The organism is Lacisediminihabitans sp. H27-G8 (assembly GCF_046156175.1).
GTDB lineage: Bacteria > Actinomycetota > Actinomycetes > Actinomycetales > Microbacteriaceae > Lacisediminihabitans.
In genome coordinates this window covers 450,806-477,116 of sequence record NZ_JAYLVL010000002.1, presented here as the reverse complement: position 1 = coordinate 477,116, position 26,311 = coordinate 450,806, and the positions used below count along the sequence as shown (strand labels likewise).

Here is a 26,311-nt window from a genome sequence, read left to right as displayed (position 1 = left end):
GCCAGAGGAGGGCCGCCACGGGGCTTCAGTAGAGCTCCGCGACGGCCTCCGCATACAACACCTCGGCATCGCAATCGAGGCCATGGCGTGCGAACCAGTCACACACGTTGACGCAGTCTCGCAGCAACAGGACCATCCCATTGGGGTTGCTCACCACCTCCACGAGTTGTGGAAGGTCGATTGCGATGACCCGCCCATGGTGCACGAGCAGGTTGTACGGCGACAGGTCACCGTGCGCACTGCCGGCGCGGGCGAAGCCGAGCAGGATCTGCCGCACCTGCGCGAAATAGTCTGCGATATGGTCGGCGGATGCCCGTACCTGCGCCAACCGGGGGGCCGCCTGCGTGCCATCGCCCACGAACTCCATCAGTAGCTCCGTGCCGAGCACCTGTACCGGGTAGGGCACGGCGACTCCGCGCTCGTACATGGTGCAGAGCGCCTCGAACTCGGCATTCACCCAAGCTCCCGCAGCGACCGACCGCCCATACGTGGAGCCGCGGGCGACCGCGCGGGTGTCGCGGGAACGCCGCATCCCTCTCCCCTCCCGGTATTGCGAAGAGCGGTGGAAGTCGCTCGTCTCGGGGCCGCGATACCGCTTGGCGGCGAGGATGCTCGAGCGGTCGGAGCCCGGCACTGCACGCTCGATGAGGAAGACGTCGGCCTCCTTGCCGCTCTTGACGATGCCAAGCTCGGTTTCGAAGGCGCCGGTCTCGACGACGACCCACTCCGGAAACGGCCGGGGGCCGCGTTGGCTGGGGACGGTTGAGAACCAGGTGGACCAACGTTGGCCCTCACCCGGTTCGAGTTCGGAGAAAGACGGGACAGAAAAAGACGGTGATTCGGATGACACGAGAGAACTCCTGAAGATGGAGGCCACTCAGCCGGGCTGTTTAGGCGGAGGCCTCGAGGGAAGGGGGAACGGGGCAGGGCACGGTGACCGTGGTCATGGCGGTTCCTCCTCTCGGCTCTCGTGCGCGGAAAGCAGGGTGCCAGCTTGGCGCAGATCGCTCGAAACTGACAGTTGAGCCGGATCGACTCAAGTTTTGCAGATTCGACTTGACAAAGTTATCCACAGGTTTCAAACTTGAGTACGTGGGACTCAAGTCTCGCCCCAGATCTAGAAGTAGACCTCAAGAAGCACCGCACACACAAGGAGAAAGAGCATATGGCTCGAGCAGTAGGTATCGACCTCGGAACCACGAACTCCGTCGTCTCGGTTCTCGAAGGTGGAGAACCCACCGTCATCACGAACGCCGAAGGATTCCGTACGACGCCGTCCGTCGTCGCATTCACCAAGGATGGCGAGGTGCTCGTCGGTGAGACCGCGAAGCGCCAGAACGTCACCAACGTCGACCGCACCATCTCGTCGGTCAAGCGCCACATGGGCACCGACTGGACCGTCGACATCGATGGCAAGAAGTACACCCCGCAGGAGATCTCCGCGCGCATCCTCGCCAAGCTCAAGCGCGACGCCGAGCAGTACCTGGGAGAGGCCGTGACCGACGCCGTCGTGACCGTGCCCGCCTACTTCAACGACGCCGAGCGCCAGGCCACCAAGGAGGCCGGTGAGATCGCCGGACTCAACGTGCTGCGCATCATCAACGAGCCCACCGCGGCCGCCCTCGCCTACGGCCTCGACAAGGGCAAGGAAGACGAGCTCATCCTGGTCTTCGACCTCGGAGGCGGAACCTTCGACGTCTCGCTGCTCGAAGTGGGCAAGGACGACGACTTCTCTACCATCCAGGTGCGCTCCACCTCCGGTGACAACCGCCTCGGTGGAGACGACTGGGACCAGCGCGTCGTCGACTACCTGATCAAGCGCTTCAAGGACTCGACCGGTGTCGATGTCTCCGGCGACAAGATCGCCAAGCAGCGCCTCAAGGAGGCCTCGGAGCAGGCGAAGAAGGAACTCTCGAGCTCCATGAGCACGAGCATCCAGCTGCCCTACCTCTCCCTCACCGAGAACGGCCCGGCCAACCTCGACGAGACGCTCACCCGCGCCAAGTTCGAGGAGCTGACCGCAGACCTGCTCGAGCGCACCCGCAAGCCCTTCACCGACGTCATCAAAGAGGCCGGGATCAAGGTCGCGGATGTCGCGCACGTCGTGCTCGTCGGTGGATCGACCCGCATGCCCGCCGTCGTCGAGCTCGTCAAGAAGCTCACCGGTGGCAAGGACCCGAACAAGGGCGTCAACCCGGATGAGGTGGTCGCCGTCGGCGCCGCCCTCCAGGCCGGCGTGCTGAAGGGTGAGCGCAAGGACGTGCTTCTCATCGACGTCACCCCCCTGAGCCTCGGTATCGAGACCAAGGGTGGCATCATGACCAAGCTCATCGAGCGCAACACGGCCATCCCCACCAAGCGCAGTGAGACCTTCACCACCGCCGACGACAACCAGCCGTCCGTAGCGATCCAGGTGTTCCAGGGCGAGCGCGAGTTCACCCGCGACAACAAGAACCTCGGAACCTTCGAGCTGCAGGGCATCGCACCGGCGCCCCGCGGTATCCCGCAGGTCGAGGTGACTTTCGACATCGACGCCAACGGCATCGTGCACGTGTCCGCAAAGGACAAGGGCACCGGCAAGGAGCAGTCGATGACGATCACCGGTGGCTCCTCGCTGTCGAAGGACGACATCGAGCGCATGGTGCGCGAGGCCGAGGAGCACGCCGCGGAGGACAAGGAACGCCGCGCGACCGCCGAGACCCGTAACACCGCCGAGCAGCTCGCGTACTCCACCGACAAGCTCATCAAAGACAACGCCGACAAGCTTCCGGATGACGTCAAGTCAGACGTGCAGGCCGATGTCGACGCCCTCAAGAGCGCCCTCGCCGGAGAAGACGAGACGGCCGTGAAGACCGCCTTCGACAAGCTCAGCGAGAGCCAGCAGAAGCTGGGCGAGGCGATCTACTCCCAGGAGCAGGCCGCCGCCTCGGCGGAAGGAGCCGCGGAGGGCGAGCAGGCACCGGCCGCTGACGACGAGGACATTGTGGATGCCGAGGTCGTCGAAGACGAGCCCGACGCCGACAAGCCGGACTCCTCCAAGCCCAAGGGCAAGAAGTAGCGCTGATGGCAGCCAACAAGAATCCGAAGCCCGGCAAGGGCAAGGGCGATCCGGAGGAGCCGGACAGCGGCGCCTCCGAGGGCTTCGAGGGACCGGATGTCGAGACCTCGTTCACCGACGACGATCTCGCCTTCCTGTCCGGAGACACCGACGCCGGTGCGAAGGGTGCCGCGGCGCAGGGTAGTGAAAAGGACCCGGCCGCCGAGATCCTGGACGATCTCAAGCGCGTGCAGGCCGAATTCGCCAACTACCGCAAGCGCGTCGAGCGTGACCGGGAAGCGAACCGGGAGGCGAACATCGCCGAAGTGGTGAAGTCGCTGCTCCCCGTGTTCGACGACCTGTCGCTCGCGGAAGCGCACGGCGACCTCGCCGAGGGGCCGATGGTGGTGATCGTGGCCAAGTTGCGGGCGAGCCTCGAGAAGTTCGGGCTCACCGTGGTCGGCGAGAAGGGCGACGTGTTCGATCCTCACCAGCACGAGGCGCTCGTGCAGTTGCCGACTCCGGGAGTGACGGTCAACACCGTCGCCGACGTGATCGCGCCGGGCTACAAGCTCGGCGACCGCCTGCTGCGCCCCGCAAAGGTGGCAGTCGCGGTTCCCGCAGAATAGAACCACAACCCCTGCTGATCGAGTAGGGAGCTCCAGCGACCGTGTCGAGATCCACCGGGTTTCGACACGGCCGCGGGCGGCCTACTCAACCAGCAACCCCGTATGAAAGGAGGCGCCTGTGGCCAGCCAGGATTGGTTCGACAAGGACTTCTACGCCGTTCTCGGCGTCTCCAAAGATGTCACCGCGGCTGACCTCAAGAAGGCCTACCGCAAGCTCGCCCGCAAGTACCACCCGGACTCCAACCCGGGGAACGCCGCGGCCGAGTCGAAGTTCAAGGAGATCAGCGAGGCCAACTCGGTGCTCTCCGATGCTGAACAACGCAAGGAATACGACCAGATGCGGGCCATGGGCCCCGGTCGCGCGCGCTTCACCTCCGGGGCGCCCGGCCAGAGTGCGGGCTTCGAGGACGTCTTCGGCGGCATGTTCGGCCAGGGCGGCGGCCAGCGGTCCGGCGGCTCCGGCGGGTTCGACGACATCTTCAGCGGCATGTTCGGCCAGGGTGGCTTCGGCCAGTCCTCCGGCGGTTTCCGCGGAGCCGGCGGTCCGACGAAGGGCCGCGACCAGACCGCGGGCACCACTCTCGACTTCCTCACCGCCATCAATGGCGACACGGTGAAGCTTCAGCCCGCAGAGGGCAAGCCGATCAGCGTCAAGATCCCGGCCGGCGTGAGCGACGGGCAGAAGATCCGCCTCAAGGGCAAGGGCGAGCCGAGCTACGACGGCGGGCCCGCGGGTGACCTGACCCTGACGGTGACCGTGCGGCGGCATCCCGTCTTCGAACGCGACGGACTCAACCTGCGGGTCGATGTGCCCGTCACCTTCACCGAGGCGACCCTCGGTGCGACCATCGAAGTGCCGACTCTCGGCGGCGACCCGGTCAAACTACGGGTAGCGGCGGGAACACCATCCGGGCGCGTGCTTCGCGTCAAGGGGCGCGGAGTCGCCACCGACAAGGGCGTCGGCGATCTGCTGGCGACCGTGCAGGTGGCCGTGCCATCTCACCTGACCACGGATGCCCGCGAGGCTCTCGAGAAATTCGCCTCCCTGCAGCCCGACGAGAACCCCCGCGCCGACCTGATCGCCAAGTCGCGGGTCTGAGCGGAGAGGCACAGCAATGGAAGCGACCGATCCCGTCTTCGCGATCGCGATCGCGGCCGAACTCGCGGGGATGCACCCGCAGACGCTGCGCCAGTACGACCGTCTCGAGCTCGTGATCCCCCAGCGCACCTCAGGGCAGTCGCGCCGTTATTCGATGCGGGACGTCATGCAGCTGCGCGAGATCGCGCGCCTCGGAACCGAGGGAGTGAGTCTCGAGGGCATCAAGCGGATCCTGCAGCTCGAGAACCAGGTCGCGGCCCTCTCGGATCGCGTTCGCGAACTCGAGCATGCGCTCGCCGACGAACTCCTCTCGCGCCCGGGCAGCCGGGTCTTCGCGGGTGGGGGAACCGGTGAAGTCGTCTCGCTGCGGGCGGGAACCCGCGCGCAGCGCAACACCCAACTCGTGGTCTGGCGACCACTCGACCACGATTGAGAATCCGACGATGACTGTCTCGCCACCGCCCGGCTACGCCGCTCAGCCCCCCGCGCCTCGCGCGGTGCGACCGCCCCTGACCCCCCGCGCGAAACGCGGCGCCGCCCTCGCGGGAGCCGTGGGCTTCGTCGTGCTCAGCATCGGCTACGCGCTGGTCGCGCTCTGCCTCGGGATCGCCCTGTTGGCGGTCTTCATCGGGCTGATCGTGCGCGCGGCGCGCTCGTCGACGACCGAGTGGTACTCCGGCCTCGTCCGAGTGCTCGCCGGGCTGGATCTCCGCCCGTTCGTCGTGCCGCTCATTCTCGTCGGCATCCTGGGTGTCGTGCTGATGGTGGTGGCGATCGTGGTGAGCGGTCGCGTGCTCTCGGCGCACCAGGTGCGGCGACCCTGGGCGGTCACCTGGGCCGGCGTCGGCGTCGGGATCGTGGCATCCTGGGTCGTCTCGGGGATCGGCGGGATCTTCACGAGGGTCGGTCTCGGCGGTCTCGACTGGAACTCGTCGTCGGCCGGATCCTCGCTGGTGACCGTACTGGCGGTCTCGGGCATACTCTCCGTGGCGCTCAACGCCGTGGTCGGCTGGTTGAGCTGGTGGTGGATGGCGCACGCGATGCGTCCCGCCGCCGCCATCCCCGGTGCCGCTGTGACGGGTTCTCATGCCTGACGTCGACCTGGAGAGCCTGCGCCGCTGGCCGGACGTCGAGGCTCCCAACCTGTTCGCAGTGGACGCCAGCGACCGGCTGATTCTCGACGAGGCATCCGACGCCATCGCCGCGGCACCCGGCGGCACCGTTGTGGTGATCAACGACCACTACGGTGCGCTCGCCATCGGCGCCGCAGCGAACCTGGGAGCCACCGCGGTGCGGGTGTTCCAGGATGCCCTCGTGGGAGAGGCAGCCCTTGCCGCCAATGCGCGGGGGGTCACCGAGGAGCTCAGCAGCCTGCCGCTCGGGCGTGAGTTGCTCTCGGGTGCGACGGTGGTGCTGCTGCAGGTGCCGCGCTCGCTCGCCGAACTCGATGAGATCGCCGGAGAGATCGCGCGCTGGGCGGATCCCTCCGTCATCGTCTTCGCCGGCGGTCGCATCAAACACCTCTCGCTGACGATGAACGCGGTGCTCACGAAACACTTCGGCAGGCTGGATGTCTCCCTCGCGCGCCAGAAGTCACGGGTGCTCATCGCCAGGGAGCCTCTCGCCGCGTCGAGCGAATTCCCGGTGCGGGAGTACAACGACGAGCTCGGCCTCTGGGTGTGCGCTCACGGCGCTGTCTTCGCCGGCCCGAAACTCGACCTCGGCACGCGGTTGCTCCTCTCCGTGCTCGACGGAGCGCTCGCGGATGCGACCACCGCCATCGATCTCGGCAGCGGCACCGGAATCCTTGCGGCGATGCTCGCGAAATCGCGACCCTCCCTCTCCGTGATCGCCACCGACCAGTCCGCAGCGGCAGTGGCATCCTCTCTGGCCACCGTGCAGGCGAACGAGCTCGCCGACCGTGTCACCGTGCTGCGCGATGACGGCCTGAAATCGCAGCCCGACGCGAGCGCCGATCTCATCGTGCTCAACCCGCCGTTCCATGTGGGCGCGACCGTGCATACCGGCCTCGCCGACCGCCTGTTCCGGGACGCCGCGCGCGTGCTCCGCCCCGGCGGAGAGCTCTGGACGGTCTACAACTCGCACCTCGCCTACCGGCCGACCCTCGAGTCGGTGATCGGTTCCACCCGTGAGGTGGTGCGCAACACCAAGTTCACGGTCACGTCGTCCCGGCGACGCGTGACCGTGTCCGCTGAAAACAGCGCGGGTCGCTCCGACCCGCGCACAGAAAGGTAACGCGAATGGCCAACCTCCAGGGCGCTCCCGCCACCGACGAAGAGCAGCAGACCGCTCTCGAGAAGTACGGTGTCGACCTCACGGCGATCGCGCGCACCGGCAAGCTCGATCCGGTGATCGGTCGGGATGCCGAGATCCGCCGCGTAAGCCAGGTACTCACCCGCCGCACCAAGAACAACCCGGTTCTGATCGGCGAACCGGGCGTGGGCAAGACCGCGGTGGTCGAGGGGCTCGCCCAGCGCATTGTGGCCGGCGACGTCGCCGATTCGCTCAAGGGCAAGAAGCTCGTCTCGCTCGACCTCGCCGCCCTCGTGGCCGGGGCCAAGTACCGCGGCGAGTTCGAGGAACGGCTCAAGGCCGTGCTCAAGGAGATCAACGACGCCGATGGCGAGATCATCACCTTCGTCGACGAACTGCACACGCTCATGGGAGCGGGAGGCGGAGAGGGGTCCGTCGCGGCCTCCAACATGCTGAAGCCGATGCTCGCGCGCGGTGAACTGCGCCTCATCGGTGCCACCACCCTCGACGAATACCGCGAGTACATCGAGAAGGATGCCGCGCTCGAGCGCCGTTTCCAGCAGGTGTTCGTGGGCGAGCCCTCGGTCGAAGACACCATCGCCATCCTGCGCGGGCTCAAGGAACGCTATGAGGCGCACCACAAGGTGGCCATCGCCGACACCGCCCTCGTGGCCGCGGCATCCCTCAGCAATCGCTACATCAGCGGACGTCAGCTTCCTGACAAGGCAATCGACCTCGTGGATGAGGCGGCCAGCCGGCTCAAGATGGAGATCGACTCCTCCCCGGTGGAGATCGATCAACTCAAGAGGGCCATCGATCGCATGAAGCTCGAAGAACTCGCTCTCAAGAAGGAGAAGGATGCCGCCTCGAAGGCGCGCCTGCAGAAACTCCGCGACGAGATGGCCGAGATGCAGAAGAAGCTCGACGGGCTCAACGCGCGCTGGACCGCGGAGAAGGCTTCGCTCCAGGGCGTCGGTGACCTGAGGATGCGTCTCAACGATGCGCGTATCGAACTCGACCGTGCCATGCGCGAGGGCCGCTACGAAGACGCCTCACGCCTCGACTACGAAGTGATCAAGAAGATCGAGCGCGACATCGCCGCGGCCGAATCCATGGAGACCACCGGGCCGCGCATGGTGAACGAGCAGGTGACCGAGGAAGACATCGCAGCCGTCGTCGCAGCCTGGACCGGCATCCCGGTCGGCCGCCTCATGCAGGGCGAGACGGACAAACTGCTCAATCTCGAGAATGAACTGGGCAAGCGGCTGGTCGGCCAGAAGCCCGCGGTCCGCGCGGTGGCGGACGCGGTGCGACGATCACGCGCGGGAATCGCCGACACGGATCGGCCGACCGGCTCTTTCCTGTTCCTCGGTCCCACCGGCGTCGGCAAGACCGAGCTCGCCAAGGCGCTCGCAGAGTTCCTCTTCGATGACGAAAAGGCGATGGTGCGCATCGACATGAGCGAGTACAGCGAGCGACACTCCGTCGCGCGCCTCCTCGGTGCCCCTCCCGGGTACATCGGCTACGAACAGGGCGGCCAGCTCACCGAAGCTGTGCGCCGGCGCCCCTACTCGGTGGTGCTGCTCGACGAGGTGGAGAAGGCGCACAGCGGAGTGTTCGATGTGCTGCTCCAGGTGCTCGACGACGGCCGGCTCACCGACGGCCAGGGCCGCACGGTGGATTTCCGCAACGTGATCCTCATCCTCACCTCCAACCTGGGAAGCCAATACCTGGTCGACCCCACGCTCAGTGCTGACGCGAAGGAGGACGCCGTCAACGCGATGGTGCGCCAGGCCTTCAAGCCCGAGTTCCTCAACCGTCTCGACGACATCGTGATCTTCAGCGCGCTGTCGAAGGACGACCTCGCCCAGATCGTGGAGCTCTACATCGACCGGTTGACCCGGCGCCTGCAGGATCGCCGACTCGACCTCGCGGTGACTCCGGATGCGCGCAGCTGGCTCGCCGAGCGCGGGTACGACCCGATCTACGGCGCACGACCGCTTCGCCGGTTGATGCAGCACGAGATCGACGACAAGCTCGCCACCGCGCTGCTCAGTGGGGAGATCCGCGATGGCGACATCGTGATCGTGGACCTCGACTCCGACAACGACACGCTCAGTATCCGCAAGGGGGAAGCGCCGGCCGAGTAGCCGGCCCGCCGGGTGTCCGACCCCGAGCGTCATCGAACACCCAGCCATCCAAATAAGCTGGAGGCATGCGTGCAACACTGATCCACGGCGAGCGGGACATCCGACTCGAAGACGTGGCCGACCCCCAGCTCATCACCGGTACCGACGCGATCGTCAAGGTCGTCGCGGCCTGCGTCTGCGGCTCCGACCTCTGGCCCTACCGGGGGGTCACCCCCACCAAGCATCCTCACCGCATCGGACACGAGTTCGTCGGAGTCGTCACGGAGATCGGCGAGGGCGTGTCGAAGATCCGTGTCGGCGACTTCGTGATCGCCCCGTTCTACCACTGCGACATGACCTGCGTGAACTGCCTCAACGGGGTGAGCACCTCCTGTCTCGCCGGCGGCTGGTGGGGCGCGGATGACCGCAACGGAGACTTCGTCGATGGAGCCCAGGGCGAGTTCGTGCGGGTGCCGAACGCGGACGGCACGCTCGTCGCCACGCCTGAGCAGCCCAGCCCCGAGCAGATCCCCGGACTCCTCACCCTCGCCGACGTCATGGGCACGGGACATCACGCGGCCTTCTCCGCCGGTGTCGCGGCGGGTGACTCCGTCGTGGTGGTGGGAGACGGCGCGGTCGGCCTCTGCGCGATCATCGCGGCCAAGCGACTCGGCGCAACCCGCATCATCGCTATGTCGCGCCATGCCGACCGGCAGGCGCTCGCGACCGAGTTCGGCGCCACCGACATCGTCGAGGAACGTGGCGACGAGGGGGTCGCTCGCGTCAAGGAGCTGCTCGGCGGCATCGGGGCCGACCGCGTTCTCGAATGCGTCGGCACCAAGGAATCGATGGACCAGGCGATCCGCTCTGCCCGCCCCGGAGGCAAGGTCGGCTACGTCGGCGTGCCGAACGGCGGATCCGAGCTGCCGATCCGCTCGCTCTTCGGCGCGAACATCGGCGTCGCCGGCGGAGTAGCTCCGGTGCGCAACTACATCGAGGAGCTGCTGCCGGAGGTGCTCTCCGGAGCGATCGCCCCCGGACGTGTCTTCGACCTCGAACTGCCGCTCGGCGAGGTCGCCGAGGCCTACGACGCCATGGATGACCGTCGCGCGGTGAAGGTGCTGCTGCGCCCGTAGTCCGCACTCGGTGGTCGAGTAGCGAGCGCTAGCGAGGGTATCGAGACCGGCGAGTGGTCTCGATACGCGCCCTTGAGGGCGCTACTCGACCGGCGGGCTAGGCGCCGAGCTCCTCCACGATCGCGGCGACGAAGGCGTCGACATCCGCTTCCGTCGTGTCGAATGCGGTCATCCAGCGCACCTCGTTCGCGGCCCGATCCCAGTCGTAGAAGCGGAACTTCTGCTTCAGCCGGTCGGATGATTCGTTCGGAAGCACCGCGAATACCGCGTTGGCGGTCGTCTCCTGGCTGAACGAGAGGTTGCTCACGCGGCCGTCGGCGATCGCGTCCTCGAGAGAGCGACGCAGGTGGGCGGCCATCACATTGGCGTGTCTCGCCGAGCGGCGGTAGAGGTCGTCGCTGAGCAGGGCGATCAGTTGCGCGGAGACGAAACGCATCTTGGACGCGAGCTGCATGTTGAGCTTTCGGAGGAAGATGAGCCCGTCCGAGACATCCGGGTTCAGCACCACGATCGCCTCACCGTAGAGCAGCCCGTTCTTGGTGCCGCCGAAGCTCAGGATGTCGACGCCGGCATCCGTCGTGAACTCCCGCAGCGGCACCTCGAGGGCTGCCGCCGCATTCGAGATGCGCGCACCGTCCATGTGCAGCACCATTCCCTTTGAGTGGACGTGCTCGGCGATAGCCCGCACCTCAGCCACGGAGTACAGCGTGCCGAGTTCGGTGGTCTGGGTGATGCTCACCGCGAGCGGCTGCGCGCGGTGCTCGTCACCCCAGCCCCAGGCCTCGCGATCGATGAGCTCCGGGGTGAGCTTGCCGTCGGGAGTCGGAACCGTGAGCAGCTTGAGGCCGCTGATGCGTTCCGGGGCGCCATTCTCATCCGTGTGGATATGCGCGGTCGAGGTGGCGATCACGGCTCCCCATCGAGGCAGCACGGAGGTCAGGGCCGTGACATTCGCGCCGGTACCGTTGAAGACCGGGAAGGCTTCGGCCTGGTCACCGAAGTGTTCCTTGATGACCTCCTGGAGGCGGGCCGTGTAGACGTCTTCGCCGTACGCGATCTGGTGGCCGCCATTGGCGTCGGCGATAGCGGCGAGCACTTCGGGGTGGGCTCCCGCGTAGTTGTCAGAGGCGAATCCGCGGTAGTTCGTGTCATGAAGCGTGGTCATGGGACCAGTCTGCCATTGCGAGTTGGGCGTGCGGGGCGGGGCGACGCTCCGGCTCGCAGGCGGGCGTCGGCGGACATCCCGGGCCGGCGGGCCAGCCCGGAGTGTCCGCATACGCCCGGATTCGCTCACCCGCCTACCGCGCTCAGCGAGCCAGCGCCTCGCGCAGCTTCACCCGGCCGCCCATGCGCAGCAGCGAGTTCTCGTAGATGCGCGAGCCGATCGCGATGACGAATGCGGTCGAGACCAGCAGGATCGTCAAGGACAGCAGCGGCTCCCACCACTCGGCAGTACCGAGGAAGATGCGCATGGGCATGCCGACCGGCGCGGAGAAGGGCACGTAGGACATGATGCCCAGCACGATCGGATTGTCGTTGAAGACGATCACGAGCAGGTAGGGCACCATCACGAGCATCGTGACGGGGGTGGTGACCGAAGCCATGTCCTCCTGGCGGGAGACGAGGGATGCGGCGGCGGCGAAGAGCGCCGCGAGCAAGACGAACCCGAAGGCGAAGAACACCACGAACCAGATGATCGACGGGCCGAGTGTGCCCAGCAGGGTGGATTGCCCGGTCACGAGCAGCCCCACGCCGGCGAGGATCGCAATGAGCGCGATCTGGCCGAAGGCGAGGATGCTGTTGCCGAGCACCTTGCCGGCGAGCAGGGTGCGCACTGGGATCGTCGACATGAGGATCTCCACCACTCGCGTCGCCTTCTCCTCCACGACGCTCTGCGCGATGGTGGATCCGAAGGTCACGGCCGACATGAAGAACACCAGCCCGAAGCCGAGGGCGACGAAGTAGATGAGCAGCGGATTCTTCTTCGAGGTGTCGAGGATCTTCACGTCCGGCGCCACACTAACGGCCGCGATCACCGCGGTCGGCGGCGAATCGAGCCCGATCACGGTGATGCCGAGCTGGGAGACCGTGGAGTTCGACACGATCGCCGCCTCGACGGCCCCCGAGCGCACCAGTTTCTGCGCCTGGGCACGAGTGTCGACATCCGTCACCGCGAACTGGGGGAGGTCGGGCAGCGCGTTGACCACCGAGCGCTGAACGGCGATCTTGGTCGGCTCGGCGTTCGCGCTGACGATGCTGCCGATCACGATCGAGGCGAGTACCGCGAGCAGCAGGATGCCCGTCGAGATGAGGAAGGCCTTGCTGCGCAGTCGCATCGTGATCTCGCGGTTCGACACGAGAAGAGTGCTCTGCAGGAATGAGGGGGCGATGGTGCTCACTGGATGACCTCCCGGAAGATCTGGGCGAGGGACGGATGTTGTGGGGCGAATCGCTGCACTGAGTCATCCGCGACCGCGCGCTTCAGCACGGACTGGGCGGCTGCGGCATCCGCTGCCTCGAAGAGGGCATGACCACCGTCGAAGTCGACGACGGTGATGCCGGGCACCTCGCGCAGCCAGCCGAGATCCCCGTCGACATCGAGCTCGTAGCGGTCGTGACCGTGCTCGCGTTGCAACTGCTCCCGCGAACCGCTCGCCCGGATCTCGCCGTTGGCGATGATCACCAGATCGTCGCACAGGCGTTCGACGAGGTCGAGTTGGTGGCTGGAGAACAGCACGGGGGCACCGTCGGAGGCGGCATCCCGCAGCACCCCGAGCACGGAGTCGACGCCCATGGGGTCGAGGCCGGAGAACGGCTCGTCGAGAATGAGCACTTCCGGCTGATGAACCAGGGCGGCGGCGATCTGTGCCCGCTGCTGGTTGCCGAGGGACAGGGCATCGACGGTGTCGTTCGCCCTCGCGCCGAGCTCTAGCCGGTCGAGCAGTCGGGTCGTGCTTGCCGCTGCATCACGAGCGGTCATGCCGTGCAGTCGACCGAAGTAGGTGATCTGCTCGGCCACTTTCATCTTCGGGTAGAGCCCACGCTCTTCCGGCATGTACCCGAAGATTCGCCGGTCATCGCCGCTGAGCGTCGACCCGCCCAGGCTCACCGAGCCGGAATCGGCCGACAGCACGCCGAGGATGATCCGCATCGTCGTCGTCTTGCCGGCGCCGTTTCCCCCGACGAATCCGGTGATGCGGCCGTCACCGACGGTGAAACTCACGTCGGTGAGCGCGGCTCGACCGCCATACGTTTTGGTCACCCTGTCTACCTGTAGCATCGTGCTCCCTCATGTCTGGTCTCAACCGTAGGAGGTGGCGCGGCACGCGGCATCCGCCTCGCGGGGGGATTCCCGCTCCGCCTCACGGGGGAGGCTCAGTTGCGCGCCACGATGCCGTTCTCGTAGGCGAAGACCACGGCGTGCACCCGATCCCGCAGGCCGAGCTTCTGCAGCACCTTCGAGACATGGGACTTGACCGTCGCCTCTCCGACGTAGAGCGTGTGTGCGATCTCGGAGTTACTCATGCCCCGCGCGAGCAGGCCGAGGACTTCGCGCTCCCGCCCGCTCAGGTCGTCAAGGGCCGGGCTCGCCGTCGACGGGATCGCGGACCGGCCGGCGCAGCGCTCGATCACCCGCCGCGTGACATCCGGAGCCAGGAGAGCGTCGCCGCGGCCGATGATCTGCACCGCTTCGATGAGCTTCTCCGGCGTCGAATTCTTCAGCAGGAAACCGCTCGCTCCGGCGGTGAGCGCATCGAAGAGGTAATCGTCCCGATCGAAGGTGGTGAGGATGAGCACGCCGGTGCCCGGGGCCTGAACGGCGATCCGGCGAGCGGCTTCGAGGCCGTCCATGACGGGCATCTGCACGTCCATGCAGACCACGTCGGGGCGCAGTTCCAGAACCCGTGCGACGGCTTCTTCACCGTTCCTGGCCTCGCCGACGACCGTGATGCCCGGTTCGCTCTGCAGGATCACCGAGAACCCCGCGCGCACCAGATCCTGGTCGTCGACGATGAGCACGCGAAGGTCGGCCATCACTCCGCCTCCCCGGTCGGAATGCGCGCGCGCACGAGGTAGCCGCCCCGGGCGCGCGGGCCGATCTGGATGGTGCCGCCGACGGCATCCACCCGCTCTCGCATCCCGAGGTGGCCGTGGCCCTCGCCCGTGCCGATGCCAGGCGCGGCGACGGCCGAGCCGGTGCCGGTATCCCCGAGTTCGAGCTCGACGGCATCGTCGAGATACCGCAATCGGAGGTCGATCTCGGCGCCGGGCCCGGCATGCTTGATGGTGTTCGTGATGGCTTCCTGCGCGATCCGGTAGAGCGTCGCTCCCACGGTGGGCGGCACCGGACGCTCGGTGCCGATCGTGCGCGAGAGGATCGTGACGCCCGCCTCGCGGGTATCGCCGACGAGGGTGGAGAGCTGCTCGAGACCGCGGGTGCTCGGGGCGTCTCCGCCCGGGTGCTCATCGTCCCGCAGCGTCGTGAGCATCCGATGGAGCTCCGCGACGGCGGTACGGGCGCTCGATTCGATGGAGCGGAGGGATGCCGCGGCTCCCTCCGGATCGGAATCGACGACCCGCCGGGCCGCCCCCGCCTGCACGCCCATCACGGACACGTGGTGGGCGACGATGTCGTGCAGGTCCCTGGCGATCCGCACGCGTTCGAGCGACACCGCCCGCTGCGCATTGATCTCCCTTTCGGCGGCGAGCTCCGCTGTGCGGGCAACGAGGGCCGAGCGTTCGCGCGCCGCGGCCCAGGCTCGATCACCGAAGTAGAAGGCGCCACCGAAGTAGAGCAGGTTGGTCACGATCTGCAGGAGACCGATGGCGACGATCGGGGAGATCGCACCGTCGCGGGGGATGTTCGCGAAGGAGCCGGGATCGGAGGTATGCGCGACGAGCGCGGCGAAGAGCCAGACGAACATCCCGATGACGATCACCACCCGCACGATCGTGGCGCGCGCACGATGGCGACCCCAGGCCCCCACCGAGTACAGGGCGATGAAGAGGGAGATGTTGGCGAAGAGCGTCTCTGAAACAGAGAGGATCTGCGCGAGCGCGAAGACGACACCCACCACGACGGCGACCGCCTCCGGCCAGCGCCGCCGCAACGCCAACGGGGCTGTGCACACGACGACGTAAAGCGCGCTGATCCAGATCGGGGCCGGATGCTCGTAGAAGCCCGCGCTCTGGGAGAGCAGCACGCTCAGGGCGGTGGCTCCTAGCAGGATCGCCGCGAGCACCACATCCCGCGCGTATTCCCGGCGTTCGGGCTCGCGTCGCACCCACTCCCGGTCCGTGTCGCCGGGGGTTTCGCGCCAGCGGCGCGCGCTCGACGATTCAGTCACCCCCACAACGCTAGTCCGCGCCGCGCGGAGCGGAATCCCCCGCGAGGGGGAGTCCTCGCGCTGCCGAGTGACACCCGCGCGCGAACTTTCGGGCACGCGTGTCACTCGGCAGCGCGGACTCGGCTGGATCCGCGGGCCACCCGATTCGCGGGGAAGGGGTTGCTTTCTCCGTCGATCGGGCTTACGTTGACTAAACCGGTTCAGAAACCTGCCGGGAGGTGGGATTCGATCCGCACCTCTGCATGAACACGCATGACACGCACGACCCAGATCGAAGCGCCACCGGTTCAGACGACTGCCGGCGGCCCCAGCGCGGCCAGCATCGACTGGCGCGGAACGACACCGGTTCAGAACACTGCCGGCAACACGAACACTCAGGGTGGAGTAATCATGGCGAAACAGCGCGCGACGATCACGGATGTCGCCCGTGCCGCCGGTGTGAGCAAAGGGCTGGTCTCCTTCGCGCTCAACGATCGTCCCGGAGTCTCACCGGAGACCCGTGACCGCATCCTCCAGGTCGCCGATGAGCTCGGATGGCGCCCGAGCGTGCGGGCGCGCTCGCTCAGCACCGATCGGTCCTTCGCGCTCGGACTGGTGATCGCGCGTGACCCGGAGGTGATGTCGGGCGATCCGTTCTTCCCGGCCTTCATCTCGGGCATCGAATCCGCTCTGGCGCCGGCGGGACAGGCCCTCGTTCTGAGCGTGGTCGGCAGCGAGGCCGACGAGGAAGCCAGCTACCGCCAACTCGCCGATCACGACCGTGTCGATGGCGTGATCCTCACCGACCTCCGGCGTGACGACTCGCGCATCGCGCTCGTCGCGCGCCTCGGCCTCGCGGCAATCACTATCGGTCGTCCGGACGTCCCGTCCGATCTCCCCTCGGTGAACGTCGAAGACACCCCGGGCATCGTCGCCGCGGTGGAGCATCTCGTCGCTCTCGGACACCGCCGAATCGCGCATGTCGCCGGACCCTCTCGCATGCTCCATGGGGTGCGTCGGAGCCTGTCGTTCACGGAGACCATGCACTCGCACGGCCTGGACGGCGGGCTCATCATCGAGACGGACTTCACCGCTGCCGGCGGGGCCCGCGCAACCCAGCTGCTCGTCGCGCTCGCCGACCGGCCGACGGCGATTGTCTATTCGAACGATGTGATGGCGATCGCCGGGCTCGGTATAGCCGCGCGGGCGGGTCTCTCCGTTCCCCGTGACCTCTCCATCACCGGATTCGATGGGAGCGACATCGGCGCACACCTCTTCCCCTCACTCACCACGGTGACCACTGCCGTTCAGGAATGGGGTCGCCACGCCGCCGGACTGCTGCTGCGAGTGATCGCCGGCGAGACGGTCGACGATATAGAACTTCCGCCGGCGCGCCTCCTCATCCGCGAATCCAGCGCTGTCGCTCCGATCACACCACCCCCCACCGCGGCTCCCTAGCCGCACGAAGAAAAGGAAAGACTGTGCAAAGAAGAACAGTTATCGCCGCCACCGTGCTCGCCGGCGCGCTCGCCCTCACGGCCTGCAGCAGTGGCGCCGGAACCACCTCGACCACGGCCAAGGGCCCCATCACGATCTGGTACTCGAACAACGAGCAGGAGGTCGCCTGGGGCAAGCAGATGGTCGTCGCCTGGAACGCTGACCACCCGAAAGAACAGGTCAAGGGCCAGGAGATCCCGGCCGGAAAGAGCAGCGAAGAGGTGATCGGTGCCGCCATCGCGGCCGGAAACACTCCTTGCCTGATCTACAACACTGCCCCCTCCGCCGTCGGCCAGTTCGAGAAGCAGGGCGGCCTCGTCGACATCTCCAAGATCTCGGATGGCGCGTCCTACATCGAGGCTCGTAGCGGCAAAGTCGCCGACCAGTACAAGAACAGCTCCGGTGACTACTTCCAGATGCCGTGGAAGTCGAACCCCGTCGTGATCTTCTACAACAAGGACATGTTCGCCAAGGCGGGCCTCGACCCCGAGAACCCGAAGCTCTCGACCTACGCCGACTTCATCGATACCTCGAAGAAGCTCGTCGCAGCGGGAGTCTCCAAGGTCGCGATCCAGCCGGCCCCCACCAGCGAGTTCTTCCAGAGCCAGTTCGACTTCTATCCGCTCTACGCCGCAGCCACGGGCGGGAAGCAGATCGTCGCGGACAACAAGGCGACCTTCGCTACCCAGGACGGCGTCGACGTGGCCGACTTCTGGCAGACGATGTACGCAGACAAGCTGTCGAGTCCGGAGCAGTACACGGGAGACTCGTTCGCCTCAGGCAACTCGGCCATGGCCATCGTCGGCCCGTGGGCCGTCTCGGTCTACAAGGACGTGAACTGGGGCTCCGTGCCGGTTCCGACCAAGGACGGCATCGCGGCTGACAAGACGTGGACCTTCAGCGACGCGAAGAACATCGGCCTCTACTCCGCCTGCAAGAACCAGGGCACAGCATGGGATGTCCTCAAGTTCTCGACGAGCAAGGCGCAAGACAAGAAGCTGCTCGAAATCACGGGACAGATGCCGCTCCGCAGCGACCTGCAGACCACCTACGCCGACTACTTCGCCAAGAACCCGGCGTATCAGGCCTTCGGTGACCAGGCCTCCCGCACCGTGGAGGTTCCCCCGGGGCCGAACACCGTCGAGATGCTTCAGACCTTCCGTGACGCCTGGACCAAGACGGTGGTCACCGGCACCGGGGATGTGAAGAGCGCCCTCACGGATGCCGCGTCGAAGATCGACACGATCGCGAAGCAGAAGTAGTCATGACCACCACCCTGACGTCTCCGGTGGCCTCGCGGCCACCGGAGCCGGGTGCCTCGCCGACGCGGAAACGCAAGCGGGGCGGCATCCTCGGCAAGCATCCGCTCGGGCTGCTGTTTAGCGCACCGTATCTGGCGTTCGTGATCCTGGTGTTCGCCTATCCGCTGATCTATTCGGTCTGGATCTCGTTTCACGACTTCTTCTTCGCGGCCCCGGGCGCGCAGGTCGATCGTCCATTCGTCGGGCTGCAGAACTACATCACGGCGTTCTCCGACCCGGCGGTCATCCGTTCCTTCGGAAATGTCGGCATCTTCCTGTTGATCAACGTGCCGCTGACCGTCGTGCTGTCGCTGCTCCTGGCGAGTGCGCTCAACAAGGTGACCCGGTTCAAGGCCTTCCTGCGGGTGAGCTTCTACGTGCCCTACCTCGCAGCGAGCGTGGCGGTCGTGGCCGTGTGGCTGTTTCTCTTCAACGGAAACGGCATCGTCAACCAGGTGCTCGGCCCGCTCGCGCCGAGCCCATCCTGGCTCGTCAACACGCATTGGGCGATGCCGACCATTGCCCTGTTCGTCACGTGGAAGCAACTCGGCTTCTACATCCTGCTCTACCTTGCGGCCCTCCAGGCGGTGCCGAAGGAGCTCTACGAGTCGGCCTCCACCGATGGCGCGGGTGCCGTGCGCAGCTTCTTCTCGGTGACCGTGCCGGGCGTGCGACCGGCCACCGTGCTCGTGCTGCTGGTCTCGACGGTCACCGGAGCGAACCTGTTCACCGAGCCATACCTGCTCACGGGCGGCGGCGGCCCCAACGGCGCATCCGCTTCACCGGTTCTGATCATGTACCAGGACGGGTTGCAGCAGGGGCATCCGGATACCGCCGCGGCCATCGGGGTCGTGCTGGTTCTCGTGGTGCTCGTCATCGCCTGGTTGCAGAACCGATTCGCGGGAGGGAACGACTGATGGGCACCAAACAGCGCACCGACCACTTTGCGCACACCCGGATGTCACGCCCCCAGCGCATTCTACGGGGAGTGGTGCTCGGCATCGGCGCCCTGGTCTTCCTGTTCCCGTTCTACTACATGGTGATCGGATCGCTGCAGGCCAAGCCCGATCCCTCGGTCTCCGGAGCCTTCCCCAGCGTCGCCAACATCACGGGGGAGAACTATGTGCAGATCAACGACCGCATCAACCTCTTCCAGGGGCTGCTCAATTCGGGCATCTTCACCGGCGGCGTGCTCCTCGGCACGATGGTGTTCGGACTCTTGGCCGGCTACGCACTCGCCGTGCTGCAGTGGCGCGGCCGGGGAGTGACGTTCGCTCTGGCCCTGCTGGTGCAGGTGATCCCGTTCCAGTTGCTGATGATCCCCCTGTACGTGCTCATCGCGCGCGACTACGGGCTCGCCGACAACTACCTCGGCATGATCCTGCCGTTCTTCATCAATTCGACGGCGGTGGTGATCTTCCGGCAGTACTTCCTGCAGCTGCCCAAAGAGCTGTTCGAGGCGGCGAGGATCGACGGGGCGAGTGAGCTCGTACTGCTCTGGCGCATCGCGATCCCGCTCGTGCGGCCCGCGATCATCACGGTGGTGCTGCTCACATTCATCGGCCCGTGGAACGAATTCCTCTGGCCGTTCCTCGTGACGAAGGAGGCGAGCCTGCAACCGCTGGCCGTCTCCCTCGCCAACTACATCTCCAATGTCGCGGCATCCGCGTCCAATCCGTTCGGCGCGACCCTCGCGGGCGCTGTCGTTCTTGCGGCGCCCGTCGTCGTGCTGTTCATCGTGTTCCAGAGGTACTTCGTCTCGACCAACATCGGTTCGGGCGTGAAAGGTTGACCATGTTCCCCTTCCCCTTTTCCCTCACCCGCGCCGGAGTGATCATGTCCCCGCTTCCCGGGGACGAACTGGAGGCAGAGGGGGTGCTGAATCCGGCCACCGGACATTCGGATGACGGCACGCTCTACCTCCTCCCTCGCATGGTGGCCACCGGAAACGTGAGCCGGGTGGGGCTCGCCCGAGTGGTGATCGAGGACGGTGTGCCGGTCGGGGTCGAACGCGAGGGCGTCGTGTTGCAGCCGGAGCGGTCATGGGAGCGCGGGGCGAAGAACTCGGGCACCGAGGATCCGCGGGTCACCTTCATCCCGCGGCTCGGCCTCCATGTGATGACCTATGTGGCCTTCGGGCCGCTGGGTCCGCGCACCGCGATCGCGACATCCACCGACCTGCGCGAATGGACGCGACTCGGCCCGGCGCTCTTCGAGTTCGATGACGCCCTCGACATCGACCTGAACCTCTTCCACAACAAAGACACGGTGTTCTTCCCCGAGCCAGTGACCGCCCCCGACGGGGTGGAGAGTTTCGCGGTGCTCCACCGTCCGATGTGGGACCTCGGAGAGGTCAAGCCGGGGGAGCGGCTCACGATCCCGGCCGGCATCGCCGACGAGCGGCAGAGCATCTGGATCAGCTACGTGCCCGTGACCGAGGTGATGGAGGACATCCGCTCGATCGTGCTGTGGCGCGGGCACCGGATGCTCGCCGCCCCCGAATCCCCGTTCGAGCAGCTGAAGATCGGGGGCGGCCCGCCGCCGGTGCTCGTCGACGAAGGCTGGCTGGTTCTCTATCACGGGGTCACCGGGGAGATCGACAACGCGTTCACGCAGCAGCAGAAGGTGAACTACTCCGCGGGCGGGATGATTCTGGATGCCGCGGACCCCACGAAGATCCTCGCCCGCACGACGGAGCCCTTGCTGGCGGCCGAGACCGAGGACGAGCGCAGCGGCATCGTGCCCAACGTGGTCTTCCCCACCGCGATCGAGCGCATCGACGGCCGGCTCTTCGTCTTCTACGGCATGGCCGACTCCAAGATCGGGGTCGCGCGCATCGACCGCCAGTAGCGCTGCCCCACCCTGCCGCTCTCATCATTCAGGAAGGTGCGGCACGGACGGGGCTGCCGAGCCCTCCTGAGGTCGACACCTGCACCATCCACCACATCAGCACCACATCCTCCTGAATTCTGAAAGCAAACAACCCACAGAAAAGGACACGTTCGATGACGAACTCCCTCTCCCGGCGCTGGCTTGCCGCACTGGCAGCCACTGCGCTGGTCGGTGTGGCGGCGGTCGCAAGCCCCGCGGTCGCCAGCCCCGCGGTCGCAAGCCCCACGAGTGTGGGCGCGGCGCCCCGCCTCACCAACCTCGCGCACCTCGACTTCCTGCTCGATACCGCGTCGCCCGGTGCCGTCGACGGCCACAGCACCTATCGCCTCGCGGAGGAGCCGGCCATCACCATGCCGTGGACCTACGCGGACTCCCGACCGGGCGGCACCTTCGCGCGCGTCGGTGGCGGACCGCTCGACCCCGCGACCGGCCACTACGGCCAGGGCGCCTACAACGCCGATGACATCACCCGGGCCGCCGTCGTGTACCTGCGGGACTGGAGGCAGAGCGGTTCCGCCGTGAGCCGCACAAAGGCCTACGAGCTGCTGAGATCCGTCGCCTACTTCCAGACCTCGAGTGGACCGAACGCGGGAAACGTCGTGCTCTGGATGCAGTCCGACGGCACCTTCAACAGGTCGCCGGTGCCGGTAGAGCTGCCCGATCCCTCCGACAGCGGTCCGAGCTACTGGCTCGCCCGCAGCCTCTGGGCCTTCGGAGAGGGGTATGCCGACTTCATAGACACCGATCCGGCCTTCGCGAGCTTCCTCCAGCAGCGTCTACAACTCGGCGTCGCCGCGCTCGACCGGGAGGTGCTCAACAAGTACGGCACCTACGCCATCGCGGACGGTGTGAGAGTACCGGCCTGGCTGATCATCAATGGGGCGGATGCCTCTGCCGAGGCCGTCCTCGGCCTCAGCGCGTATTCGGCAGCCGCCCCTGGCGACACCGCCTCCCGCACCGCGCTCGCGCAGCTCGCGGACGGCATCTCGAAGATGGGCGCCGGATCATCCACCCAGTGGCCCTATGGCGCCATCCTCCCGTGGGCGGAGTCCCGGTCGATGTGGCATGCCTACGCGTCGCAGATGCCGGCGGCGCTCGCCGTGGCATCCACCGTGCTGAAGAAGCCGGAGCTGCTCGAGCCCGCCGTCGCTGATTCGGTCGGGTTCACGACCGAGCTGCTCGCGGCCGCAGGTCCCGACAACGGCTGGTACCCGACGCCGGTGGACACCACCCAGATCGCCTACGGGGCCGATTCGCGGTTGCAGTCCCTGCTCGCCGTTGCCGCCGCGGGCAATCGGCCGGGCATCCGGCAGCTGGCGGGTATCGCCGGGTCGTGGTTCTTCGGTGCGAATCCGTCGGGGAAGCCGACCTACGATCGCGCCACGGGAGTCACCTTCGACGGAGTGCAACCGGACGGCACGGTGAACCCCAATTCCGGGGCGGAGAGCACGATTCATGGACTGCTCTCCATGCTCGCGCTCGATGCGAATCCGGATGTCGCGGCGCGTGCCGTCGCGACACCGGTCACCGTCTCGCACGACGGCCTCACGGTCTTGCAGGCGGAGTCGACGGCCGAGACGACAGGCACCGTGGTGACTCCTGACTCGGCCTGGACCGGTGAGTCGCAGTTCGGGGGAGGTGCCTACCTTTCTTTGCCGTCGAAGTCGACCGCGACCCTGGCGATACCGGCCGGATCGGGTGCCCGGCACCTCGAGCCGGTGACCTTTGAGCCGAACCCGGGTTCGGCATCTTCGGTGTGGACGGCGGGCCGGGTGCCGCTCGGCATCATCCGAGACGGCGTCGGCGCACAGGGAATCACCGCGGTGCCCGGGGCGCTGCTGCCGCAGACTCTCACGCTGCCGATCGGTGCCGGGGCGACGACCGTCACCGTTCGCGCCACCTCTGGAACGGTGCAGCTCGATGCCGTGATCGTGCGGCCGCTCGTCTCGCGGCTCGCGCTCGGCGGAGCGAACGCCTCGACCGAACTCGTGCACTCGACATCCGCTTTGCCGCTGCCCGCCCGGGTGGGTGCGGCGGGGGAGCGTGCGACGGTGCGTACCTACGACTCCGGCGGGCGACTCCTGCAGACTCGGGTGATCTCTGGATCGTCGACGATCCTGCTGCGGGCCGGCGGATTCGCGGTGGTGACCCGGTAGTCGCGGCGGCTCCGAGGTATCACCGTGGGCGTTCGCGCCTCCTGAACGAGTAAGCAGATCCGCCGGGCAGCCGGCCAGTGGCGGCTCGCTCTCGACGAGGAGGCGACCATGTCGCAACGGATCACCGACTACACGAACTACAAGGGGGTCCTCCCCTATGACAGCGAGTTGTTCGGGGTGTACCAGCCACTGCTCGGGTGGAAGTCCGCGCGGCAGGATGGCAGGATCCAGGAGGGTGGTCGTTCCCGCCAGTCGGCCATTCTTGGATCGCTGTTTGACCGGGTGCGCCCGGCCTATACCGCGGTGTTCGGCCCGGGCGATGTGCCGGTCCGAGTCACCGGACTCGCCCCCGGTCTGCTCGGCACTTCGTCGCCGGACAGCGCCATCATCGGCGCGATCAAGGCCAAGCTGCCTCCGGAGAGCAAGTATCGCCCGGAGATCTGGGACGACATCCTGTCCCCGGATTCCCTTACCGGCATCCTGAATGAGGTGGTGCCCGAGCGGGCGACCCAGCTGTTCCGCGACCTCAGCCTCGGCCCGGCCGACGGCAGGCAGGTCTACCTGCGCAGTGCGCAAAGGACGACTCCAGAGGCACGGGTGCGATCGTTCATCTCCGGGGAGTCGAAGATCGCAGGCATCCTCGCTGATCTCCACAACCTGAAGATGACGGATCTGCTCAAGCAGGTGTTCTACCCCTCCGTCGCCGACCTCGGGCTTCTCGCACAGGCCGCCGCCTCGACAGATCCCTTCGACTCGATCGACCCGACGCGCCAACTCGATCGTGTCGGTCTCTCGCCGATCGGGCTCGCCCACCTGTTCCGGGAGTACTTCTTCGAGCTCGACACCTTCCTCGGCACCCCCGCCGGCCACGTCTGGGTGGCGCCGGGATCCACAGTGGAGATGGCGGAGATCCACACGCGCCGCGTGTACCAGGAACAGGTGCTCGAGACCTCGGTGCAGACGATGCAGCGCAGCGAGGACTCCTCGACCTCCCAGGACGACCTCTCGTTGGCAGTCAAGGACGACAACCGCACCGGCTCGAAGTTCGGCGTCTCGGCGACCGCGAACGAGAACTGGGGCTGGGGAAGTGCTACCGAGACCGGCAGCTTCAACTTGGAGACCTCCGAGGGGAAGGCTCGCGAGAACGTCAGCAAATCGATGCGCAGCCAGAGCAAGAAGCTCACGAGTGAGATCACCGAGAACTTCAAGAGCACGTTCCGCACCGTCACCGAGACCACCGACACGTCGACGAAGCGCTACGTACTCACCAACAACTCCCCGGATCTCATCAACTACGAGTTGCGGCGCAAGATGCGGCAGCTGGTGGTGCAGGTACAGGATGTCGGAAGTTACCTGTGCTGGCAGACCTACGTCGACGACCCGGGTAGTCAGCTCGGACTCGCGAAGCTCGTGCATGTCGGCGCTCCGCCGGACCTGTCGAGAATCCCGCAGCCTCAGAAGGTGGTGCCGCCGGCGCCGTTCACCGACTCGCTCACCCTCACGATCCCGTTCATCGACGCCGACGACGCGTCCAACGACGACACCTTCGACAACGGGTCGGAGACGAGCCTCGGATTCCTCGACTCCACCAATCACATCGTCGCCGACATCCCCCAGACCGAAGTGCGGTGCTCGCAGCCCGGCTTCACCCTTGCGGGGGTCTCCATCGATACCCAGGGAGCGGATGCGTCCATGTCGGTAGCCAAGAGCACGATCGTGGATGACGGAACCGGCAGCTTCTCATTCACCGTGCACCTCGACCACGTCAACTTCCAGTCGCAGAACTCCCTTCCGGTGAAGGCGACCCTCAACTGGTCGCCGATCGTCGACCAGGTGGCCATCGACGCAGAGAACAAGAAGCGGCAGGACTACTTCACGGCGCAGGAGCAGTCGCTCTACAACCAGGCCTTCGTGGATGCGGCCCGCGCTCGGATCAATGCGGCCTCGAACGTGGCGAGCCGTCCGTTCGGTGACCTGCGCGACGAGGAACGCATCGTGGTCTACCGCAACCTCATCCAGGGCATGCTCACCCCGAGCGCGCTGGTACCCCAGCCGGATCGCCAGACCCAGCACGTGGTCGCGGAACTGCTCAACTCGATCTTCGACGTGGACAAGATGCTCTACTTCGTGGCCCCAGAGTGGTGGCGTCCGCGCCTGCACGAATCACACCAGCAGCTCGGCGGCCTGCCGTCGGCGCCCGACCCGGTGACCGGCGAGGTGGTGAGCGTGAGTCCGATCATCCCGAGCCAGAACATCGGTGCCTGGGGAGAGGCGGACACGCGCGTCGACAGTTACTACATCACCGAGGATTCGCGTCCGGCTAGGGAGGGCAGTTCGCTCGGCTGGCTGTTGCAACTCGATGGCGACGACCTGCGGAACGCCTTTCTCAACGCGCCCTGGGTGAAAGCGGTGCTCCCGATCCGCCCAGGGAAGGAGCGGGCGGCTCTCAGCTGGCTGCAGCACGTCGAGGGGATGGGCACCATCGGTCCCGACGACACCTACCTCGGCCCGGAACCCGAGTGGGCTGGCAAGAAGATGTTCGACGTGCTCAACCTGCTCGCCGACCGGGTGAAGCAGAAGCACGACGAGGGTGACAAGCCCAAGGACTTCGCCGACCCGATCGACGATTCGAACACGGTGCGGGCGACACCTCTCGACAAGGTCTACGAGGCCGGGTTCGATCCGCTCGCCTCGGGATTCAAAGCCCCCGACCCGGTGGACTATGAGATCTTCGACCAGTGGCTGGAGATCCTCCCCACCGACCAGGTGGTGGCCGTGAGCGTCACCTACGATCCGAAGACCGGGCGGCAAGTCTGATCGGCGAGCGACGGAGC

At 66.6% G+C, this 26,311-nt stretch carries 21 protein-coding genes; 15 read left to right on the top strand and 6 right to left on the bottom strand.

The genetic code is table 11. From position 1 onward, the window contains the following. Nucleotides 1-25 precede the first annotated feature (25 nt). Nucleotides 26-850, bottom strand: a complete 825-nt coding sequence (locus VLI63_RS06975) for a serine protein kinase RIO (protein ID WP_409156139.1) — start codon at nt 848-850, stop codon at nt 26-28. A gap of 315 nt (nt 851-1,165) precedes the next feature. Between VLI63_RS06975 and dnaK the strand changes: the two genes are divergently transcribed. From dnaK to VLI63_RS06935, 8 genes are all read left to right on the top strand, one after another. Continuing rightward, nucleotides 1,166-3,058 carry a molecular chaperone DnaK gene (gene dnaK / locus VLI63_RS06970; protein ID WP_409156138.1) on the top strand — a complete coding sequence of 631 codons (1,893 nt, stop codon included), beginning with the start codon at nt 1,166-1,168 and terminating at the stop codon, nt 3,056-3,058. Nucleotides 3,059-3,063: 5 nt separating this feature from the next. Further along, on the top strand, nt 3,064-3,666 hold the full coding sequence (locus VLI63_RS06965) for a nucleotide exchange factor GrpE (protein ID WP_409156137.1): 603 nt from the start codon (nt 3,064-3,066) through the stop codon (nt 3,664-3,666). A gap of 118 nt (nt 3,667-3,784) precedes the next feature. After that, nucleotides 3,785-4,765: a DnaJ C-terminal domain-containing protein gene (locus VLI63_RS06960; RefSeq protein WP_409156136.1), complete on the top strand. Its 981-nt coding sequence runs from the start codon at nt 3,785-3,787 to the stop codon at nt 4,763-4,765. A gap of 16 nt (nt 4,766-4,781) precedes the next feature. Continuing rightward, a complete protein-coding gene (locus tag VLI63_RS06955) occupies nt 4,782-5,198 on the top strand; it encodes a heat shock protein transcriptional repressor HspR (RefSeq protein WP_409156135.1) in 417 nt (138 codons plus the stop codon). A gap of 10 nt (nt 5,199-5,208) precedes the next feature. Continuing rightward, a complete protein-coding gene (locus tag VLI63_RS06950) occupies nt 5,209-5,859 on the top strand; it encodes a hypothetical protein (protein ID WP_409156134.1) in 651 nt (216 codons plus the stop codon). Next, a complete protein-coding gene (locus VLI63_RS06945; RefSeq protein WP_409156133.1) occupies nt 5,852-7,021 on the top strand; it encodes a class I SAM-dependent methyltransferase in 1,170 nt (389 codons plus the stop codon). The genes VLI63_RS06950 and VLI63_RS06945 overlap by 8 nt, the downstream gene beginning before the upstream one ends. A gap of 5 nt (nt 7,022-7,026) precedes the next feature. Next, a complete protein-coding gene (locus tag VLI63_RS06940; protein WP_409156132.1) occupies nt 7,027-9,189 on the top strand; it encodes an ATP-dependent Clp protease ATP-binding subunit in 2,163 nt (720 codons plus the stop codon). Nucleotides 9,190-9,254: 65 nt separating this feature from the next. Continuing rightward, nucleotides 9,255-10,304: a zinc-dependent alcohol dehydrogenase family protein gene (locus VLI63_RS06935; RefSeq protein WP_409156131.1), complete on the top strand. Its 1,050-nt coding sequence runs from the start codon at nt 9,255-9,257 to the stop codon at nt 10,302-10,304. A gap of 97 nt (nt 10,305-10,401) precedes the next feature. On the opposite strand, the gene VLI63_RS06930 is transcribed toward VLI63_RS06935, so the two are convergent. From VLI63_RS06930 to VLI63_RS06910, 5 genes are all read right to left on the bottom strand, one after another. Then, nucleotides 10,402-11,469 (bottom strand): threonine aldolase family protein, encoded by a 1,068-nt coding sequence (locus VLI63_RS06930; protein ID WP_409156130.1) that lies wholly within the window; start codon nt 11,467-11,469, stop codon nt 10,402-10,404. Nucleotides 11,470-11,611: 142 nt separating this feature from the next. Further along, nucleotides 11,612-12,703 (bottom strand): ABC transporter permease, encoded by a 1,092-nt coding sequence (locus VLI63_RS06925; RefSeq protein WP_409156129.1) that lies wholly within the window; start codon nt 12,701-12,703, stop codon nt 11,612-11,614. Continuing rightward, nucleotides 12,700-13,584 (bottom strand): ABC transporter ATP-binding protein, encoded by an 885-nt coding sequence (locus VLI63_RS06920; RefSeq protein WP_409156128.1) that lies wholly within the window; start codon nt 13,582-13,584, stop codon nt 12,700-12,702. The genes VLI63_RS06925 and VLI63_RS06920 overlap by 4 nt, the downstream gene beginning before the upstream one ends. Before the next feature lie 95 nt (nt 13,585-13,679). Then, nucleotides 13,680-14,339, bottom strand: a complete 660-nt coding sequence (locus VLI63_RS06915) for a response regulator (RefSeq protein ID WP_409156127.1) — start codon at nt 14,337-14,339, stop codon at nt 13,680-13,682. After that, complete coding sequence (locus tag VLI63_RS06910; RefSeq protein WP_409156126.1) at nt 14,339-15,652, bottom strand: sensor histidine kinase; 1,314 nt, start codon at nt 15,650-15,652, stop codon at nt 14,339-14,341. The genes VLI63_RS06915 and VLI63_RS06910 overlap by 1 nt, the downstream gene beginning before the upstream one ends. 252 nt (nt 15,653-15,904) lie before the next feature. Between VLI63_RS06910 and VLI63_RS06905 the strand changes: the two genes are divergently transcribed. The 7 genes from VLI63_RS06905 (at nt 15,905) to VLI63_RS06875 (ending at nt 26,294) form a co-directional block, all read left to right on the top strand. Further along, nucleotides 15,905-17,089 (top strand): LacI family DNA-binding transcriptional regulator, encoded by a 1,185-nt coding sequence (locus tag VLI63_RS06905; RefSeq protein ID WP_409156125.1) that lies wholly within the window; start codon nt 15,905-15,907, stop codon nt 17,087-17,089. 23 nt (nt 17,090-17,112) lie between these two features. Next, nucleotides 17,113-18,390 (top strand): extracellular solute-binding protein, encoded by a 1,278-nt coding sequence (locus VLI63_RS06900; RefSeq protein ID WP_409156124.1) that lies wholly within the window; start codon nt 17,113-17,115, stop codon nt 18,388-18,390. A 2-nt stretch (nt 18,391-18,392) separates the two neighbouring features. Further along, nucleotides 18,393-19,346 (top strand): carbohydrate ABC transporter permease, encoded by a 954-nt coding sequence (locus VLI63_RS06895; RefSeq protein WP_409156123.1) that lies wholly within the window; start codon nt 18,393-18,395, stop codon nt 19,344-19,346. 41 nt (nt 19,347-19,387) lie between these two features. Continuing rightward, the gene (locus tag VLI63_RS06890; RefSeq protein WP_409156594.1) at nt 19,388-20,221 is read left to right on the top strand and encodes a carbohydrate ABC transporter permease; all 834 of its coding nucleotides are present in this window, start codon (nt 19,388-19,390) and stop codon (nt 20,219-20,221) included. 2 nt (nt 20,222-20,223) lie between these two features. Beyond that, a complete protein-coding gene (locus VLI63_RS06885) occupies nt 20,224-21,279 on the top strand; it encodes a glycosidase (RefSeq protein WP_409156122.1) in 1,056 nt (351 codons plus the stop codon). A gap of 155 nt (nt 21,280-21,434) precedes the next feature. After that, nucleotides 21,435-23,477, top strand: a complete 2,043-nt coding sequence (locus tag VLI63_RS06880) for a hypothetical protein (RefSeq protein ID WP_409156121.1) — start codon at nt 21,435-21,437, stop codon at nt 23,475-23,477. A 108-nt stretch (nt 23,478-23,585) separates the two neighbouring features. Further along, a complete protein-coding gene (locus tag VLI63_RS06875) occupies nt 23,586-26,294 on the top strand; it encodes a hypothetical protein (RefSeq protein WP_409156120.1) in 2,709 nt (902 codons plus the stop codon). Nucleotides 26,295-26,311: the final 17 nt, after the last annotated feature.

Coding starts and splice junctions, on each gene's coding strand:
- dnaK (WP_409156138.1), top strand. CDS start 1,166: ATGGCTCGAGCAGTAGGTATCGACCTCGGAACCACGAACTCCGTCGTC.
- VLI63_RS06965 (WP_409156137.1), top strand. CDS start 3,064: ATGGCAGCCAACAAGAATCCGAAGCCCGGCAAGGGCAAGGGCGATCCG.
- VLI63_RS06955 (WP_409156135.1), top strand. CDS start 4,782: ATGGAAGCGACCGATCCCGTCTTCGCGATCGCGATCGCGGCCGAACTC.
- VLI63_RS06950 (WP_409156134.1), top strand. CDS start 5,209: ATGACTGTCTCGCCACCGCCCGGCTACGCCGCTCAGCCCCCCGCGCCT.
- VLI63_RS06945 (WP_409156133.1), top strand. CDS start 5,852: ATGCCTGACGTCGACCTGGAGAGCCTGCGCCGCTGGCCGGACGTCGAG.
- VLI63_RS06940 (WP_409156132.1), top strand. CDS start 7,027: ATGGCCAACCTCCAGGGCGCTCCCGCCACCGACGAAGAGCAGCAGACC.
- VLI63_RS06935 (WP_409156131.1), top strand. CDS start 9,255: ATGCGTGCAACACTGATCCACGGCGAGCGGGACATCCGACTCGAAGAC.
- VLI63_RS06930 (WP_409156130.1), bottom strand. CDS start 11,469: ATGACCACGCTTCATGACACGAACTACCGCGGATTCGCCTCTGACAAC.
- VLI63_RS06920 (WP_409156128.1), bottom strand. CDS start 13,584: ATGCTACAGGTAGACAGGGTGACCAAAACGTATGGCGGTCGAGCCGCG.
- VLI63_RS06915 (WP_409156127.1), bottom strand. CDS start 14,339: ATGGCCGACCTTCGCGTGCTCATCGTCGACGACCAGGATCTGGTGCGC.
- VLI63_RS06905 (WP_409156125.1), top strand. CDS start 15,905: ATGACACGCACGACCCAGATCGAAGCGCCACCGGTTCAGACGACTGCC.
- VLI63_RS06895 (WP_409156123.1), top strand. CDS start 18,393: ATGACCACCACCCTGACGTCTCCGGTGGCCTCGCGGCCACCGGAGCCG.
- VLI63_RS06890 (WP_409156594.1), top strand. CDS start 19,388: ATGTCACGCCCCCAGCGCATTCTACGGGGAGTGGTGCTCGGCATCGGC.
- VLI63_RS06885 (WP_409156122.1), top strand. CDS start 20,224: ATGTTCCCCTTCCCCTTTTCCCTCACCCGCGCCGGAGTGATCATGTCC.
- VLI63_RS06880 (WP_409156121.1), top strand. CDS start 21,435: ATGACGAACTCCCTCTCCCGGCGCTGGCTTGCCGCACTGGCAGCCACT.
- VLI63_RS06875 (WP_409156120.1), top strand. CDS start 23,586: ATGTCGCAACGGATCACCGACTACACGAACTACAAGGGGGTCCTCCCC.